At 58.2% G+C, this 17,661-nt stretch carries 16 protein-coding genes and 1 riboswitch; of the genes, 8 read left to right on the forward strand and 8 right to left on the reverse strand.

What is annotated here, in order from left to right:
* Positions 1-42 precede the first annotated feature (42 nt).
* The 3 genes from tolC to F3I47_RS16040 all read left to right on the forward strand — a co-directional run bounded on the left by tolC (position 43) and on the right by F3I47_RS16040 (position 3,495).
* Positions 43-1,512, forward strand: coding sequence for an outer membrane channel protein TolC (gene tolC, locus F3I47_RS16030; protein ID WP_058956432.1), 1,470 nt, complete (start codon positions 43-45; stop codon positions 1,510-1,512).
* 144 nt (positions 1,513-1,656) lie between these two features.
* Entirely contained in the window at positions 1,657-2,328 is a 672-nt protein-coding gene (locus F3I47_RS16035) for a DUF1190 family protein (protein ID WP_009087289.1), read from the forward strand.
* A 6-nt stretch (positions 2,329-2,334) separates the two neighbouring features.
* Complete coding sequence (locus F3I47_RS16040) at positions 2,335-3,495, forward strand: glutathionylspermidine synthase family protein (protein WP_046102560.1); 1,161 nt, start codon at positions 2,335-2,337, stop codon at positions 3,493-3,495.
* A gap of 51 nt (positions 3,496-3,546) precedes the next feature.
* Here the strand turns inward: F3I47_RS16040 and ygiD are convergent, their stop codons facing one another.
* Both ygiD and ribB read right to left on the reverse strand, forming a co-directional pair.
* Positions 3,547-4,332 (reverse strand): 4,5-DOPA dioxygenase extradiol, encoded by a 786-nt coding sequence (ygiD, locus tag F3I47_RS16045; RefSeq protein ID WP_150030400.1) that lies wholly within the window; start codon positions 4,330-4,332, stop codon positions 3,547-3,549.
* Between the two features lie 156 nt (positions 4,333-4,488).
* On the reverse strand, positions 4,489-5,145 hold the full coding sequence (gene ribB / locus F3I47_RS16050) for a 3,4-dihydroxy-2-butanone-4-phosphate synthase (RefSeq protein ID WP_009087293.1): 657 nt from the start codon (positions 5,143-5,145) through the stop codon (positions 4,489-4,491).
* Positions 5,146-5,255: 110 nt separating this feature from the next.
* Positions 5,256-5,413, reverse strand: a riboswitch (FMN riboswitch).
* A 170-nt stretch (positions 5,414-5,583) separates the two neighbouring features.
* On the opposite strand from ribB, the gene F3I47_RS16055 reads away from it, so the two are divergent.
* Complete coding sequence (locus F3I47_RS16055; RefSeq protein WP_150030399.1) at positions 5,584-5,979, forward strand: accessory factor UbiK family protein; 396 nt, start codon at positions 5,584-5,586, stop codon at positions 5,977-5,979.
* A gap of 39 nt (positions 5,980-6,018) precedes the next feature.
* Here the strand turns inward: F3I47_RS16055 and hldE are convergent, their stop codons facing one another.
* From hldE to F3I47_RS16070, 3 genes are all read right to left on the reverse strand, one after another.
* Entirely contained in the window at positions 6,019-7,443 is a 1,425-nt protein-coding gene (gene hldE / locus F3I47_RS16060) for a bifunctional D-glycero-beta-D-manno-heptose-7-phosphate kinase/D-glycero-beta-D-manno-heptose 1-phosphate adenylyltransferase HldE (protein ID WP_009087295.1), read from the reverse strand.
* Between the two features lie 70 nt (positions 7,444-7,513).
* Complete coding sequence (gene glnE / locus F3I47_RS16065; protein WP_150030398.1) at positions 7,514-10,366, reverse strand: bifunctional [glutamate--ammonia ligase]-adenylyl-L-tyrosine phosphorylase/[glutamate--ammonia-ligase] adenylyltransferase; 2,853 nt, start codon at positions 10,364-10,366, stop codon at positions 7,514-7,516.
* Positions 10,367-10,399: 33 nt separating this feature from the next.
* Positions 10,400-11,710, reverse strand: coding sequence for an inorganic triphosphatase (locus F3I47_RS16070; protein ID WP_058956435.1), 1,311 nt, complete (start codon positions 11,708-11,710; stop codon positions 10,400-10,402).
* A 270-nt stretch (positions 11,711-11,980) separates the two neighbouring features.
* Here F3I47_RS16070 and F3I47_RS16075 point away from each other — a divergent pair, with 270 nt between their 5' ends.
* Both F3I47_RS16075 and F3I47_RS16080 read left to right on the forward strand, forming a co-directional pair.
* A complete protein-coding gene (locus F3I47_RS16075) occupies positions 11,981-12,601 on the forward strand; it encodes a TIGR04211 family SH3 domain-containing protein (protein ID WP_009087298.1) in 621 nt (206 codons plus the stop codon).
* Positions 12,602-12,761: 160 nt separating this feature from the next.
* Positions 12,762-13,994 (forward strand): multifunctional CCA addition/repair protein, encoded by a 1,233-nt coding sequence (locus F3I47_RS16080; protein WP_140924917.1) that lies wholly within the window; start codon positions 12,762-12,764, stop codon positions 13,992-13,994.
* Between the two features lie 15 nt (positions 13,995-14,009).
* Here the strand turns inward: F3I47_RS16080 and bacA are convergent, their stop codons facing one another.
* Complete coding sequence (gene bacA / locus F3I47_RS16085; protein WP_009087300.1) at positions 14,010-14,828, reverse strand: undecaprenyl-diphosphate phosphatase; 819 nt, start codon at positions 14,826-14,828, stop codon at positions 14,010-14,012.
* Positions 14,829-15,019: 191 nt separating this feature from the next.
* Positions 15,020-15,379: a bifunctional dihydroneopterin aldolase/7,8-dihydroneopterin epimerase gene (gene folB / locus F3I47_RS16090; RefSeq protein ID WP_009087301.1), complete on the reverse strand. Its 360-nt coding sequence runs from the start codon at positions 15,377-15,379 to the stop codon at positions 15,020-15,022.
* Positions 15,380-15,487: 108 nt separating this feature from the next.
* Between folB and plsY the strand changes: the two genes are divergently transcribed.
* Entirely contained in the window at positions 15,488-16,093 is a 606-nt protein-coding gene (plsY, locus tag F3I47_RS16095) for a glycerol-3-phosphate 1-O-acyltransferase PlsY (RefSeq protein WP_009087302.1), read from the forward strand.
* 30 nt (positions 16,094-16,123) lie between these two features.
* On the opposite strand, the gene tsaD is transcribed toward plsY, so the two are convergent.
* On the reverse strand, positions 16,124-17,137 hold the full coding sequence (tsaD, locus tag F3I47_RS16100; protein WP_150030397.1) for a tRNA (adenosine(37)-N6)-threonylcarbamoyltransferase complex transferase subunit TsaD: 1,014 nt from the start codon (positions 17,135-17,137) through the stop codon (positions 16,124-16,126).
* A 277-nt stretch (positions 17,138-17,414) separates the two neighbouring features.
* Here tsaD and rpsU point away from each other — a divergent pair, with 277 nt between their 5' ends.
* Complete coding sequence (gene rpsU / locus F3I47_RS16105) at positions 17,415-17,630, forward strand: 30S ribosomal protein S21 (RefSeq protein WP_001144069.1); 216 nt, start codon at positions 17,415-17,417, stop codon at positions 17,628-17,630.
* Positions 17,631-17,661 lie beyond the last annotated feature (31 nt).

Below are 17,661 nucleotides of genomic sequence, written 5' to 3' on the forward strand. Positions count from 1 at the left end.
GCAGCGCACGCACTGCAATTTGCTGCAACAAAAGGAATGCAAATGAAAAAACTGCTCCCATTTTTTATTGGGCTGAGCCTGGGCGGTTTCAGCTTTACCGGCCAGGCCGAAGATCTGCTGCAGGTTTACCAGCAGGCACGTCTGAGCAACCCGGATCTGCGCAGCGCCGCAGCCGATCGCGATTCTGCTTTTGAGAAAATCAACGAAGCGCGTAGCCCATTATTACCACAGCTCGGCCTGGGTGCAGATTACACCTACAACAGCGGTTATCGCGATAACAGCGGACTCCATTCCAACACGACCAGTGGCTCGCTGCAATTAACCCAGACCATTTTCGACATGTCGAAATGGCGCGCGCTGACCCTGCAGGAAAAAGCGGCCGGTATTCAGGATGTGACCTATCAGGTTGCGCAGCAGGATCTGATTCTGAACACCGCCACCGCCTACTTCAACGTGCTGAAAGCGATTGATACGCTTTCTTACACCGAAGCGCAGAAACAGTCCATCTATCGTGAGCTGGACCAGACGACTCAGCGCTTTAACGTCGGCTTGGTGGCCATCACTGACGTTCAGAACGCCCGCGCGCAGTATGACAGCGTGCTGGCTAACGAAGTGACCGCGCGAAACAATCTGGATAACAACGTAGAGACGCTGCGTCAGATCACCGGCATGGACTACCTGTCGCTGGCGTCGCTGAATATCGACCGTTTCAGAACCGATAAGCCGGAAGCGGTCAGCGCGCTGCTCAAGCAGGCCGAGAGCCGTAACCTGTCGCTGCTCTCTGCACGTCTGAACCAGGATCTGGCCCGTGAGCAGATCCGCTCCGCGGAAACCGGTCATATGCCGACGCTGGATCTGACCGCCTCTACCGGCATGTCGAACAGCAAATATGGCGGCAGCCGTGCTAACCAGAGTGCAGGCTCTACCGACTCCATCACCGGTTCAAACCAGGTGGGTCTGAGCTTCTCCCTGCCGCTTTACAGCGGCGGCGGCGTGACCTCTCAGGTGAAACAGGCGCAGTACGGTTTCGTCAGCGCCAGCGAACAGCTGGAAAGCGCTCACCGCACTGCGGTGCAGACCGTGCGCTCATCGTTCAACAACGTGAACGCCTCGATCAGCAGCATCAACGCCTATAAACAGGCCGTTGTCTCTGCGCAGAGTTCACTGGATGCGTCAGAAGCCGGTTATCAGGTGGGTACACGTACTATCGTCGACGTGCTGGATGCGACCACCGTACTCTACAATGCCAAGCAGCAGCTTTCTGATGCGCGCTACAGCTACCTGATTAACCAGCTGAACATCAGCTATGCGCTGGGCACGCTCAACGAGCAGAGCCTGCAGAAACTGAACAGCCAGCTGGGTAAAGAGATCCCGACCTCTCCGGAAACCGTGGCACCGGAAAACGCGCAGCAGACCGCGCGCGTGGACAACGGTCCGGTCGCGACGGGCTCAGCAGAGGCTGCGCGTCCTGCCGCTGCCCGCCAGAAAAGCGGTAACCCTTTCGGTAACTAATCAGCACTGACGGGCTGCTTTGCGGCCCGTCTCTCTGTTGAACGTATAACTAAGTAAAGATCCCTGCGGCATCAGGCCTTCAGCTTCAATTTTACCCCCCCATCCCCTATTCTATGCGCTACCTTTGGGCACAGGATAATCATAATGAAACGCACAAAATCTATTCGCTATGCCGCTTTTCGTAAGAGCTGGCAGGCGCGCCATTTAACGCCTGTTGCTATTGCGGTTTCAGCGGTATTTATGCTGGCAGGCTGCGAGCAGAACGATGAAACGGTTTCGATGTATCAGAACGCCGATGACTGTTCTAAAGCCAATCCGGGTCAGAGTGCGCAATGTACCACCGCCTTCAATGAAGCCAAAAAAGAGGCGGAGCGCACCGCGCCAAAATATGCCACACGTGAAGATTGTGTCGCTGAATTTGGTGAAAACCAGTGTCAGCAGACCCCGGCTCAGGCGGGCGCCGGCACCACCAATGCTGAAGCCCAGCAGAGTGGCGGCAGTTTCTGGATGCCGCTGATGGCCGGTTACATGATGGGTCGCATGATGGGCGGTGGCGCAGGCTTCGCACAGCAGCCACTCTTCTCGTCGAAAAACCCGCGCAGTCCGGCAAACGGCCAATTTGTCGATGCCTCCGGCCGTAATTATGGTGCCGCCACCTCCGGCAAAACCATGAACGTGCCGAAAACGGCGCTGGCTCCTAAACCGGCGACGACCTCGACCATTACCCGTGGTGGCTTCGGTGAAACCGTGGCGAAGCAGAACAGCATGCAGCGCAGCAGCGCCAGCGGTACTTCCAGCCGCTCAATGGGAGGCTAATCCCCGATGGAACGCATTGCCATTTCAGAGCGTCCGGGCTGGCGCGAAAAAGCCACCGAGTTCGGTTTTCGTTTTCACACCATGCATGGCGAGCCCTACTGGTGCGAAGAGGCGTACTACCAGTTCACGCTGGCGCAAATCGATCATCTGGAAGAGGTGACGGCTGAGCTGCACCAGATGTGTCTGCAGGTGGTGGAAAAAGTGGTCAACAGTGAAGCCCTGCTGACCCGCTTCCGCATTCCCCGGCACACCTGGGATTTTGTGCGGGATTCGTGGCGTCAGCGTCAGCCCTCGCTCTATTCGCGCCTCGATCTCGCCTGGGATGGCAAAGGCGACATCAAGCTGCTGGAGAACAATGCCGATACGCCGACCTCGCTGTATGAAGCGGCCTTTTTCCAGTGGCTCTGGCTGGAAGACCAGCTAAATGCCGGACAGCTCCCGGCTGGCAGCGATCAGTTCAACAGCCTGCAGGAAAAACTGATCGAGCGCTTTGCCACCCTGCATCAGCAGCATGGGTTTAACCTGCTGCATTTCGCCTGCTGCCGTGACACCGAAGAAGATCGCGGCACGGTGCAGTATCTTCAGGACTGCGCGACCGAAGCGGGTCTGCCGGTTGAATTTCTCTACATTGATGAAATTGGCCTGGGAGAAAAAGGCGAGTTTACCGATGCCCAGGATCAGGTGATCAGCAACCTGTTTAAGCTCTATCCGTGGGAATTCATGCTGCGTGAGATGTTCTCCACCAAGCTGGCTGATGCTGGCGTGCGCTGGCTCGAACCGGCCTGGAAGAGCATTCTGTCGAACAAAGCCCTGCTGCCGATGCTCTGGGAGATGTTCCCGAATCACCCTAATCTGCTGCCCGCCTGGTTCGCGGAAGATGATGTCCCGCCGATGGAAAAGTATGTGGTTAAGCCGCTGTTTTCCCGCGAGGGCGCGAACATCCGCATCATCGAGAAGGGTCAGGAGATCGCCCGCGTCGACGGGCCTTACGGTGAAGAGGGAATGATCGTCCAGCAGTTTCATCCGCTGCCCAAGTTTGGTGACAGCTACACGCTGATCGGCAGCTGGCTGATTGATGATCAACCCGCCGGTATCGGCCTGCGTGAAGATCGCGAGCTGATCACTCAGGATCTTTCGCGTTTCTATCCGCACGCGTTTATCGGTTAACACAGCGCGACAAGAACAGGCCAGCCTCTGGCCTGTTTTCTCTCAGCAGCCCTAACCTGCCTGAACCGACAACATGCTGATGGCACCCATCTCCATACCCTCAACCGGCAGGGTGAGGGCGTCATCCGGCTGACGCGCACCCAGCACATAGAGCAGCGGCAGATAGTGATCAGGCGTCGGGTTCGCCAGCGCCGCATCAGGATGCGTCATAAAGTTTACCAGCGGATGAGAAGCGGCATCGCTCTGCACCTCAAGGTTATCGCGGACAAACTGCTCAAAGCGGCTGGCCCAGGGATAGACCTCGTCACCGCCTCCCCAGCGCACCTTACGCAGGTTATGCACTACGTTACCACTGGCGACGATCATCACGCCCTGATCGCGCAGTGCGGCCAGTTTCTGCCCCATCTCGAAGTGAAATGCAGCAGGTTTTGTGCCGTCGATGCTGAGCTGCACCACCGGAATATCGGCCTGCGGGTACATCTTAATCAGCACGCCCCAGGAACCGTGATCGAACCCCCATTCATGATCCAGCGTTACCGCCACCGGTGCCAGCTGCTCCACCAGCTGCTGCGCCAGCTCAGGCGAGCCCGGTGCAGGATAGCGGGTGTCAAACAGCGCCTGCGGAAAGCCGCCAAAATCATGAATGGTTCTGGGGGAGGCCATCGCCATTACCGCCGTACCGCGCGTATACCAGTGCGCAGAGACCGCCACAATCGCCCGCGGGCGTGGCAGAGTCTCACCTGCATGGCGCCAGGCGGCCGTATAACGGTTCTCTTCAAGGGCATTCATTGGGTTGCCGTGGCCCAAAAACAGCGCCGGCATGCGTAACTGGCTCATTCGTGATCCCCCGGGATCGGTTAGGTGATAGCCACTACGATACGCGCATTCCCGACGTTAGCACGCTGATAAGCGTGATGATGATTATCAGAAAATTTGAATAACTCAGAAAGGAAAACAGGTCACGATGCGTGACCTGTTTTTGACGGTCGGCGATTAGCTGGCGTGACGCGTCTCGTGTTCACGACGCCAGGCAATCAGATCTTCAATGGTCACCACCGGCATGTTGTGCTGACGCGCGAACGCAATCGCCTCAGGCGCATGCGCCATAGTGCCGTCGTCGTTGGTCAGTTCACACAGTACGCCTGCGGGCTTAAAGCCGGCCAGCGTCACTAAATCGATGGTCGCTTCGGTATGACCGCCACGGCTTAAGACGCCACCTTCACGCGCACGCAGCGGGAAGACATGGCCAGGGCGATGCAGATCGGTGGGTTTAGCGTCATCAGCAATCGCCGCACGGATCGTGGTAATACGATCCTGAGCAGAAACGCCGGTGGTAACGCCCTCTGCAGCCTCGATGGTCACCGTGAAGCCGGTGCCAAACGAGCTGGTGTTGTTCTCCACCATCATTGGCAGGTCGAGCTGCTGACGACGTTCTTCGGTCAGGCAGAGGCACACGATGCCGCTGCCGTGACGAATGGTCAGGGCCATCTGTTCAACGGTCATGGTTTCTGCGGCGAAGATCATATCGCCTTCGTTTTCACGATTTTCATCGTCGAGCACCATCACACCGCGTCCCTCACGCAGGGCGGCAATAGCACGTTCTACACGCTGTTGAGGCGTGCCAAATTCAGAAAGTAGCGTCTGATTCATGGTAATAAAAACCTTAAAATGTATGGGTTACCAGAATCAGGGCATGCTTAGGAGTGACGTCAAAAAGACGTGGCAATAACGTGATGCAGACACAATTGTCCGACAGGTGTCGTTACCCTCTCCCATCCGGACTGTAACCGTCGGCCCCGGAATTGCACCGGATCTGCTGTCCTTTACCCCGCTTTTCAGTGGAATAAAGCGCTCGCGGGCTTTCAGCCGAGGCTGATTTACCGCCGGTGGGGAATTGCGCCCCGCCCTGAGAATAAGCAAATTAACTATAACGCCGATCGTTTGTAGCGGCAATCATCAATAGCGCAATTGCTTTTGCATTTTCTGCGTTACCGATTTGAGGTTTATCCTTTTCATTTCTGGCATTACACTTAACACTTATTACGTTGGTAAACACGCTGACACAGCTCCCGTAACCAGGAAATCATCATGATCGACACGAAAAAAATTGAACAACTTGCCCGCCAGGTTCACGACGCGATGCCTAAAGGCGTTCGCGAGTTTGGCGATGATGTCGAAAAGAAAATTCGTCAGGTTCTCCAGGCGCAGCTGACCCGGATGGATCTGGTTAACCGTGAAGAGTTTGATGTGCAGACGCAGGTGTTACTGCGTACGCGTGAGAAAATGGCGGCACTGGAGCAGCGTCTGGCCCAGCTGGAAAGTCAGGGTTCATCAGCAGGTACGCCGCCGACCGCGACCGCACCGGTTGCCCCTGCTGCGCCGGTTACCCCGCCGTCATCCGTAGCAACTTCCCCTGCTGCAGCACCGGTATCAACACCGGCTGCCGATGTGGTGAACCCTGCTGCGGATAACAAGCCAGAATAAGCCGTTAAGCGGGAGCACGGCTCCCGCTTAATACCGCTGTCAGCTGCTGCGGATGGTTTTGATGATGTTGGTGGTTGAGATACCGTCTTCGAAGTTCAGCACCTGTACGTCGCCGCCATTTGCCCACACCTCTTTGCTGCCCGCGATATCTTCCGGCTTGTAATCGCCGCCCTTGACCAGCAGGTCCGGCAGAATGCTGGCGATCAGCCGCTGCGGGGTATCCTCTTCAAACAGCACCACCCAGTCGACCGCTTCCAGCGCACCGAGAACAATCATGCGATTTTCCTGCGGATTGACCGGACGGCTCTCCCCTTTCAGACGTTTGGTTGACGCATCGCTGTTAACCGCGACAATCAGCCGATCGCCGAGTTTGCGGGCGTTCGCCAGGTAAGAGACATGACCGGCATGCAGAATGTCGAACACCCCGTTGGTCATCACCACTTTTTCACCGCGGCGGCGCGCCATCTCAACGGCGGCTTTTAACTGCGCTTCCGTCATGATGCCGAACCCCTGCTCCGGTCGGGCATGAATAGCGTTTTCCAGCTCAACGGTACTGACCGTCGAGGTTCCTAGTTTGCCGACCACGACACCGGCTGCTGCATTGGCGAGGAAACAGGCTTCTTCCAGTGAATCGCCTGCCGCCAGCGCCGCCGCCAGTACGCCAATGACCGTATCGCCGGCACCGGTCACGTCATAGACCTCCTGCGCCTGAGTCGGCAGATGCAGCGGCGCTTTGCCTGGCTGCAGCAGCGTCATGCCATTCTCGGAGCGGGTCACCAGCAGCGCAGAGAGATCGAAATCGGCAATCAGCTGCATGCCGCGCGAGACAATCTCCTCTTCGCTTTTGCATTTGCCGACCACGGCTTCAAATTCTGAAAGGTTTGGCGTCAGCAGCGTCGCGCCACGGTAGCGGGCAAAATCGGTGCCTTTCGGGTCGATGAGAACCGGCACACCGGCGTCACGCGCCAGAGTAATCATGGTCTGCACGCTTTCCAGCGCGCCTTTGGCGTAATCGGATAGCACCAGCGCACCGGCAGCTACCAGGGATTCACGCATCTTCTGATGAATCGGTTCCGGATCGACCTGATCAAAGCCCTCTTCAAAGTCGAGGCGGATCAGCTGCTGATTGCGGGAAAGCACGCGCAGTTTGGTGATGGTCGGATGGCTTTTAACCGCCACGAAGTCACAGTGTACGTTGACATCTTTCAGCGTGCTGCTTAACACGCGCGCCGCATCATCTTCGCCGGTCAGGCCAATCAGGCGTGACGCGGCACCGAGTGCTGCAATGTTCATCGCCACGTTTGCTGCGCCGCCAGGACGCTCTTCAACCGTGTCCACTTTCACCACCGGCACCGGTGCCTCAGGGGAGATACGGCTGGTTGGGCCATACCAGTAGCGGTCCAACATTACATCGCCGACGACCAGCACTGAGGCTTGACCGAACGCGGGCAGAGTCACTTTCATTCCAGACACTCCAGACTGCATTAAAAATAGTGCGCGGATGATAGCACAGTTGCGATTTGTGCTATCAGCATCACGCCAGGATAGACGCAGGCGTTACCAGCCAGCGCTGCCAGCTGCTCAGCACCGTCTGCTGCTCCGCGCCATAGGCCTCTGGCTCCACGTGGCCAGGCAGCTCCTGCAGCGCGCGATGGTGCAGGGCGTCGCGCAGGGTAACGTAAGCCTGCGTCAGCGCCTCCGCTTCATCGGCTGCCATTTTGTGGTACGTCGCCATCAGCTCAAAAATGCGCACATTATCTGACCAGCGGGTGAGTTCAGGCTGCTCAGCGGCGTAGCGTAAGACAAGATATTGCGCGATGAATTCAATATCGGTGATGCCGCCCGCGTCCGTTTTAATATCCCAGCGACCTTTGTGCTTGTTGCTGAGGTGAGTGCGCATTTTTTCACGCATCTCACGCACTTCGGTCTGCAGGGCTTCCGCGCTGCGCGACTGCGAGAGGATCGCCCGGCGAATGGCATTGAAGCGTTCCCCCAGCGCCGCCTCGCCAAATACCACGCGCGCCCGGACCAGTGCCTGGTGCTCCCAGGTCCAGGCTTCGTTGCGCTGATAGTCGTCAAAGGCGTCAAAGGTACTGACCAGCATGCCCGCCGCACCGGAAGGACGCAGCCGCGCATCCACCTCATAGAGAATGCCGGAGGCGGTGCGGGTACTGAACAGATGCATGATGCGCTGAGCAAGACGCAGATAGAACTGACGGCCATCGATGCTGCGCTCGCCGTCCGTCACCGCGTCTGCCGGGCAGTCATGCAGGAAGACCAGATCGAGGTCGGAACTGTAACCCAGCTCCCAGCCCCCCAGCTTGCCGTAGCCCAGCACGGCAAAGCCGCGCTCATGTTCGCTGGTCAGGTGCGAGGGGCGGCCATAGCGCTGCACCATCATCGTCCACGCCTGCCGCACCACGGAGTCGATAATCGCCTCCGCCAGCCAGGTCAGGTGATCGCTCACTTTCATCACCGGCAGCGTGCCCGCGATGTCGGCGGCGGCAATACGCAGATGCTGAGCCTGTTTAAACTGCCGCACCGCTTCCAGCTGCTGCTCTTCATCCTCGGTGGGAATACGCAGCAGATACTGTCGCAGTTCGTCACGATAGGCGTCGGTGGCGGTGGGCTGATAGAGCGTGGCGGGCTCGAGCAGTTCATCCAGCAGCAAGGGGTGACGTGCCAGCTGGCTGGCCACCATCGGTGAGGCGGCACACAGCCGGATCAGATGCCGCAGCGCGCCATGATATTCGGTGAGCAGCTCCAGATAGGTGCTGCGGGTCAGCACGCCAAGCAGCAGCGGCGTCACGCGGCTGAGCGTGACCGCCGCATCTTCGCGCAGGCAGACTTCACTCAGCAGCCGCGGCATCAGCTGATCCAGCGCCTGACGACCACGCGGGCCGATGGTGCGCCGGCTGATGTCCTGACGAAATGCCTCCAGCGTCTGATGCAGCGACAGCCGCTGATCGTCACTGAGCTGCGGCACCAGCGGAGCCAGCTCGCTGTCCTCCAGCTGGTCCTGCCACAGAATCTGAAACTCCGCCAGCTCACGCTGGTCGTCGATGTCCGGGGTGTCCTCACCAATCAGCTCGTCGAAGATAGTGCGCACGGCCGCCATCTGGCTGTCGAGCTGCGTCATCAGCGTCGCCCAGTCGGCACAATCCATTGCCCATGCCAGCCGGGCGCGATGCAGCGCATCCTCCGGCAGGGTCTGTGTCTGCTCATCGGCCAGGCTCTGCAGCAGATTCTCAAGCCGCCGCAGAAACAGGTAGGCCTCGCGCAGCGCATCGACCTGTTCAGCAGGGAGCAGAGCCAGCGTTTTAATCGCCTCCAGCGTTGGCAGCAGCGCACGCAGCTGAAGTGAGCGCTCACGTCCACCGCGAATCAGCTGAAACACCTGCACGATAAATTCGGTTTCGCGAATGCCGCCCGCGCCCAGTTTGATGTTGTTTTTCAGTCCGCGTCGCCGCACTTCGCGGCTGATCATCCCTTTCATGTTACGCAGCGACTGGATCACGCTGAAGTCGATATAGCGCCGGTAAACAAAGGGCCGCAGCATCTGCTGCAGCTCAAGGCTCCAGCGATCCTGGTCATCGCCCATCAGCCGCGCCTTGACCATGGCATAGCGCTCCCAGTCGCGCCCCTGCTCCTGGTAGTAATCTTCGAGCGCGGCAAAGCTCATTACCAGCGGGCCGCTGTCGCCAAAGGGGCGCAGCCGCATATCCACCCGATAAACAAAGCCATCCATGGTGGGCTGATCGAGCACTTTGATCAGCCGCTGCCCCATACGGGTAAAGAACTGCGCGTTGTCGAGTTCACGTCGTCCTCCACGCGTGGTGCCGTTTTCTGGCCAGGCAAAAATCAGGTCGATATCAGAGGAGAAATTGAGTTCGCCGCCGCCCAGCTTGCCCATCCCCAGGATCAGCAGCGGCTGTGCCTCGCCATCAGCATTGCAGGGTGTGCCGAAGTCATGACAGCAGGCCTGATAAACCCAGTCACGCGCCCGGCTGATCAGCACTTCCGCTAACACGCTGAGCTGCTGCAGGCTCTGTACGGTCGAGGCCTGTTGCAGGGCCTGCATCCAGGCGACCCGCACCAGCATACGACGACGAAACAGCCGCAGTTCCCGCATCAGGCTCGCTTCACTGTCAACCCTACTCAGCGCCTGATTCAGCCACGCGGCATAGTGTTGCCACTCATCAGGCTGCGGCGGCTGGTCGCGTATCGCCTGCCACCAGTCGGGATGTTGTTGCAGGTTTTCCAGCACGAAATCACTGAAAGCCAGCCCGGCAGCCTCCTCCGGGCTGAGCGAGGCCAGCGGCACCCCAAGCTGTCGGGCGGCCTCTTCGGCCTGATTGCGTAACAATGCGGGAAGTGCTGACAACATAACGCCCTCCTTGATGGCGTGACCTGAAAGCGGTTAGCGGCCTGTGCCGCTGGTGAGCCAGAACGGCGACTGTTTCATTGCCTGCGAGGCCAGCCAGGCTAAGCCCGACTCCTGCTTTTCATGAATGGCTGACAGCAGCTGCTGCCAGGGTTCCAGCCAGCTGGCGACGGTTTCAGGCGCGTAGGATCCGGCCAGCAGGTGAACCGTCAGCAGCTGACGCGCCAGACGGGTCGCCTTGTCCTGATATTCGTTCGGCTGTTTCACCGTGCTGAAGGTCTCTCTCAGATCGGCATTCACGCGGCTCAGCATGATGTCGCTGAAGCGTTTAAAGGAGCCCTGTAGCTTGGCTTCCCCTTTGGCGTCAATCCACTGACGCCACTGAGACTCCGCCAGCCAGTGCGTCAGAGCCAGCTGGGTCTCAACGGAGAGGGAAGAGAGACAGAAGGCAGCAGCGGCCTGCTCTTCATTCACCAGCGTCTCTTCCAGCGTGGTCAGTTGCTGACGCAGCGCGCTGCTGGCTTTGCGTGGCACCAGCGCACCAAACAGGCTGAACGCCTGGCGCAGCAGATCCAGCGCTTCGCGCACCGCATCCTGTGCTGCCGCGTTGCCCCGCAGCCAGACCTCTTCATGATACTGCCAGTGGCTGAGGCCAGCCGACATGGCGGCGACCATCCCCTGCTCCACGGTGGCTTTAGCCCCCGCTTTGAGCAGCGGGAACGGCTTGATCAGGCGCGGCGGATTCCCCTGCGCCAGCTGATAACCCCGGGCAGCTTTACTCAGACTGCCCATCCGCAGTCCCCCCTGCGCCACCAGCTGCTGTGCAAAGGTCAGCAGATCCTGACGTTCGCCACGCTTCAGCTCAAGCTCGACCTCGCACAGCGGTTCGCTGAACTCACCGGCCGACACCTCGCCCTGGTCAAACGCCACTTCAATTTCGCTGTTTCCAGCGGTAATCAGCCAGATCTCGCGCTGGAAATGGGTGGTAAAAAGCGGCTGTAAGCGCGACTGGAGCGCCGCGACATCGGTGCCCTGCGGCCAGATCGTGGCGGGCAGGCGCGCAATATCGAGCACCGGTTCGCTGAGTTCAACGTTGTATTCCGGGCGCTGATGCAGTCCGCCCAGCGTCTGCCCCGCGGCCTTCAGGGTCATCTCATACTGTTTGTCGATGCCACGAATGCGTAAGCCCATGTCCCAGCGTCGCAGCTGGTTGTCATCGGTCTCAAAGTAGATGTTGGTCAGTTCACGGGCCGCCTGATGCTGATGCGGCAAAGTGGAGAAGTACTCAGCCAGTTTCCCGGCTGCCTGTGGAGTTGCAATGAACTTTAGTTCGATTTCGATGGTCATAATTTTTTATTCACTACGCCGCTGGCACTTAAGAGGGTTTTTCCTGCATATTTCAGGCGATTATCAGCAGGCTGTTTTCGCTGTCGCCTGAGGGCAAGGGGTTATGAGGCGAAGATTAATGCACAGAAGCGGCGCTGTCTCTGCTTTCTTTGCGCTTTGCAGACCTTTTCGCACTCCCATGAGACCAGGATAGTTCTCATTCAGATTTATGCGGGGCCTCTCCAGACTGTGCCGGTAAATTTTTAGTCAGATTAAGCCAAACGAAATCGAATGAAAAAAATCACACTCGCTGGAATCACTTTGCTGGCCCTCAGCACCCTTGCACCTGCCCACGCCGACGAAAAACGCTATGTCTCTGATGAACTCTCGACCTGGGTGCGCAGCGGCCCCGGCGACCAGTTCCGCCTGCTCGGTAAGCTGAACGCCGGGGAAGAGGTGCAGCTGTTACAGACCAACAATGATACTCATTATGGCCAGATCCGCGATTCGGAAGGCCGCACCACCTGGATCCCCCTGTCGCAGCTCAGCGCAAATCCGAGCCTGCGCACCCGGGTGCCGCAGCTTGAGCAGCAGGTCAAAGATCTGACCGCCAAGCTGGATAACATCGACAACAGCTGGAACCAGCGCACCGCCGAGATGCAGAACAAAGTCGCCAGCAGCGACGGTGTCATCAACGGGCTGAAAGACGAAAATCAGAAGCTGAAAAATGAGCTGATCGTCGCGCAGAAGAAAGTCAGCGCCGCCAATGTTCAGCTGGATGACAAGCAGCGTACCATCATCATGCAGTGGTTTATGTATGGCGGCGGCGTGCTGGGCGTCGGCCTGCTGCTGGGTCTGTTACTGCCGCACATGCTGCCGCGCCGCAAGAAAAGCGATCGCTGGATGAACTGACCGCATTCTGCCGGTTTTAAAGGGGGGGGATCAGACGATCCCCCCTTTGGCATGTCTGCAATCCGGGCAATCTGTGCAACAATAAAACCAGATGCACCGCTGATTTCAGGCGCGGGATGCGCCCGGCGTGCCGATCATTTCTTTTTCTCTGGAGTTTTACGTGAAGACGTTTCTTGTTGGCGGTGCGGTGCGTGATGCGCTGCTGAATCTGCCGGTTACAGACAAAGACTGGGTGGTGACCGGTGCCACGCCTGAAGCCATGCTGGAGCAGGGCTATCAGCAGGTCGGTCGCGATTTTCCCGTTTTCCTGCATCCTGTCAGCCGCGAAGAGTATGCGCTGGCACGAACCGAGCGGAAAAACGGGAAAGGCTATACCGGATTTGTGACCTGGTCTGCTCCCGACGTGACGCTGGAGCAGGACTTACAGCGGCGCGATTTGACGATTAACGCTATAGCGCAGGATGAGCATGGCAAGCTGGTCGATCCCTACAACGGCCAGCGTGATATCGCTCAGCGCCTGCTGCGCCATGTTTCTGCGGCTTTCAGTGAAGACCCGCTGCGGGTTTTGCGGGTCGCGCGCTTTGCGGCGCGTTTTGCTCACCTAAACTTTCGTATCGCCCCTGAAACCCGGCAGCTGATGCAGCAGATGGCGGAGAGCGGAGAGCTGGCAAATCTTACGGCTGAGCGGGTGTGGAAGGAGACGGAAAAAGCGCTCAGCACCCGTAATCCGCAGGTCTATTTTCAGGTACTGCGCGACTGCGGTGCGCTACAGGTGCTTTTCCCCGAACTGGACAATCTGTTTGGCATCCCTGCCCCTGCGAAGTGGCACCCGGAGATCGACACCGGCGTCCACACGCTGATGACGCTGGCGATGGCTGCCGCGCTCTCCGGAGAGATCGAGGTGCGCTTCGCCACGCTGTTCCATGACGTCGGTAAGGCACTGACGCCGCCTGAGCTTTGGCCCAGCCATCATGGTCATGGTCTGGCGGGTGTGCCGCTGGTTGAGGCGCTGTGTCAGCGGCTGCGGGTGCCCAACGCGATTCGCGATCTGGCCCTGATCGTGACCGAATTTCACGACGTGGTGCACACCATTGAGCGGCAATCCGCGGCGTCGCTGGTGGCGCTGTTCGACCGGATTGATGCGTGGCGCAAGCCGCAGCGCGTCGAACAGATGGCGCTGACCAGTGAAGCGGACGCACGCGGGCGTGCCGGGCTGGAGAGTATGGCCTATCCGCAGGGTGACTATCTGCGTCGCGCTTTTGCGCTGGCCCAGGCGGTTCCCACTAAAGCCGTGATCGAGGCGGGATTTAAAGGTGCGGAAGTGCGGGAGGAGTTAACGCGACGACGGGTTGACGCCGTCGCGCAGGGTCTGGCGATCGGGCAGACTGACTAGCAGTCTGCCTGCGGTTTACATGAAGACCATGTAGACCGCTGCCGCGACGATAAAGCGGTAGATGGCGAACGAGACAAAAGAGATGCGTTTGATCAACTCAAGGAAGGCTTTAATCGCAATCAGCGCCACGATAAATGCCGTCACAAAGCCCACCGCGAACATCGGGAAATCGGCCATCGTCAGGAAGCCGATGCTCTTGTACATATCCAGCACGGTCGCGCCCATCATCATTGGCACGGCCAGGATGAAGGAGAACTCCGACGCGGCATAACGGCTGACGCCCATCAGCATCCCGCCAGAGATAGTGGCACCGGAACGGGAGAAGCCAGGCCACAGCGCCAGGCACTGGAAGCAGCCAATCATAAACGCCTGACGATAGGTAATATCATCGACGCCCACGGCTTTCGGCTGTTTTGGCTTCAGGAACTCGGCGGCCAGCAGCAGCACACCCCCGACCACCAGCGCGTACATCACGTTGATCGGATTAAACAGCGTTTTAATCTGATCGTGCAGCACCAGACCCACAACCACCGCCGGTACCATGCCCAGCAGAATATGGATCAGCGACAGACGACCGCTGCCGACGCCCTCATGTTTCACTTCGCCAAAGTGGATGCCGATCAGCCCAAACAGACGGCGCCAGAACATCACCACTACGGCCAGAATCGATCCTAACTGGATCACAACTTCAAAGGTCTCGGCTTTTTCACCCTCAAAGCCCAGCAGGTGACCCACTATAATCATGTGCCCTGTGGAAGAGACCGGTAAAAATTCGGTCAGCCCTTCCACAACGCCCAGGATTGCAGCTACCCAAAGCTGATGAATATCTGCCATCAAATGTTCCCTCTATCCGTTTCAAAACCATTAAAAAGGCGGTAGCGCGCTGCTATCGCCTGAAATCATGCCGCTGTTAGCCTGAAGTAAACCTTAAGATCTAAACCGATTCGCCTGCTGTAACGTATCGGTACAGGCTATGACAGACAGTAATTTGGTTTGGTTTCATTGTGATGGCAATCACATCGTATTTATTTAGGAATAGTCCCGCGCTCGATTCGCACGCCAACCTGCGCCGCCTGGGCCACCGCGCCCGGTTTGCTGACCTTTATGCGTACGCCAGGCGAATTGAAACGGTTCATCAACAGATCCGCAATTTCTTCAGCAACCCGTTCCACCAGGGCGAAACGGCTGCCGGTCAGGTGCGTCAGAATGGCTGAGGAGACATCGGCATAGCTGAGGCAGTCCTTCACATCGTCGCTGCTGGCCGCCAGCCGGTTATCCCAGGCCATTTCGACATCGAGCACCAGCTTCTGCTGCATGCCCTGTTCCCAGTCGTAAACGCCAATGGTGGTGAACACCGTGAGTTGTTCTATAAATACGATATCCATGATAAGACTCTCTGTTTTTGGCTAAGCCGGATACCACTTCCGGCGGATTATGCGTATTATCCACGGTTGAAGAGATCAAAACGACCCTGAAGGGAACGGTACGGTGTTATGAGTGCTTTCGCGCTTGGTATGATTATTTTCGCGTATCTTTGCGGTTCGATTTCCAGTGCCATTCTGGTCTGTAAAGTCGCTGGCCTGCCCGATCCCCGCACGCACGGGTCCGGCAATCCGGGGGCGACCAACGTGCTGCGCCTGGGCGGTAAAGCCGCAGCCGCCACCGTATTAGTGTTTGATGTGCTGAAAGGGATGGTGCCGGTCTGGCTGGCCTGGCTGATGCACGTTCCCCCGCTTTATCTTGGCCTCACCGCGATTGCCGCCTGCCTGGGTCATATCTATCCGGTGTTCTTTCGCTTTCGCGGCGGAAAAGGGGTGGCGACGGCATTTGGTGCCATCGCGCCCATAGGCTGGGACCTGACCGGCCTGGTCACCGGCACCTGGCTGTTAACGGTTCTGCTCAGCGGCTACTCGTCACTGGGCGCTATCGTCAGTGCGCTGATCGCGCCGTTTTACGTCTGGTGGTTCAAACCGCAGTTCACCTTCCCGGTTTCCATGCTCTCCTGTCTGATCCTGCTGCGTCATCACGATAATATTCAGCGGCTGTGGCGGGGACAGGAAGGCAAGATCTGGAAGCGCAAAAAGAAATCTCAGCCATAAAAAAAAGCCGGCAAGCCGGCTTTTTTCACATCAGATGGCGGGCAGTTCCGCCAGCGGCCAGCGCGGTCGCACGCTGACGCCTAACCCCCCGCGCGTTCCTCCTTTCAGTCGCACCATGCCCGCATACGCGATCATCGCACCATTGTCGGTACAGAACTCAGGACGGGCGTAGAAGACTTCACCGCCGCGCTTTTGCATCATGATCGCCATCTGCTCGCGCAGCGTCCGGTTGGCGCTGACGCCGCCCGCAATCACCAGACGCTTAAAGCCGGTCTCATCCAGTGCGCGCTTACATTTGATCGCCAGCGTGTCCACCACCGCATCCTCGAAGGCACGGGCGATGTCGGCTCGGGTCTGATCGTCATCCGCATTAGCGCGAATGGTGTTCGCGGCAAAGGTCTTCAGCCCGGAGAAGCTGAAATCCAGCCCCGGACGATCGGTCATCGGACGCGGGAAGGTGAACCGCCCCGCCGTGCCCTGCTGCGCCATTTTGGAGAGCATCGGCCCACCCGGGTAGTCGAGACCCAGCAGCTTCGCCGTTTTATCAAAGGCTTCACCTGCCGCATCATCAATCGACTCACCCAACAGGAGATATTCCCCGATGCCGGTGACGCTGATCAGCTGAGTATGTCCGCCCGACACCAGCAGCGCGACAAACGGAAATGCCGGTGGATTCTCTTCCAGCATCGGAGCCAGCAGATGACCTTCCATATGGTGAACCGGCACCGCCGGCACTTTCCAGGCAAACGCCAGTGCGCGACCGATCGTCGCCCCGACCAGCAGCGCACCGACCAGCCCTGGCCCGGCGGTGTAAGCCACCGCATCGATCTGCTGTGGTGCCAGACCGGCTTCTTTCAGCGCCGCCTGAATCAGCGGCACGGTTTTACGCACGTGATCGCGTGAGGCCAGTTCCGGCACCACACCGCCATAATCTGCGTGCACTTTAACCTGGCTGTAGAGCTGGTTAGCCAGTAATCCGGCCTCGTCATCATAGATTGCGATGCCGGTTTCATCGCACGACGTTTCAATACCCAGAATTCGCATTGCATCACCTCATTCTTGCGGCGCGCAGTTTATCACAGCAATGGGAGATGCAGCGCGGCCATCCCGCGTAAAAAGTCATTTTCTGTCGGCTAAAGAGTGCGCTATACTCCCGCCCCTGGAAAAACCGGCAGCCGCACAGGCAAACGCTCCTGTTGGTTTCAAATTGTCCATGGTGCTTTACAAACCAACCTGGGTTGGAGTAAAATGCTGCACCATTTTGAAATGTGCTGGCGCCGCAGTCAGCAGCAAAACCGAATTTTATCGAGGTGAGAGTTACATGCCGGTAATTAAAGTACGTGAAAACGAGCCATTTGACGTAGCACTGCGTCGCTTCAAACGTTCTTGCGAGAAAGCAGGCGTTCTGGCTGAAGTTCGTCGTCGTGAGTTCTATGAAAAACCGACTACCGAACGTAAGCGCGCTAAAGCGTCAGCAGTTAAGCGTCACGCCAAGAAACTGGCTCGCGAAAACGCACGCCGCACTCGTCTGTACTAAGTCGTTCCGGAGGTTCGCCTCCACCGCGTGA

Origin of the sequence: Pantoea sp. M_10 (genome assembly GCF_008631515.1) — a bacterium.
GTDB classification, from domain to species: domain Bacteria; phylum Pseudomonadota; class Gammaproteobacteria; order Enterobacterales; family Enterobacteriaceae; genus Pantoea; species Pantoea anthophila.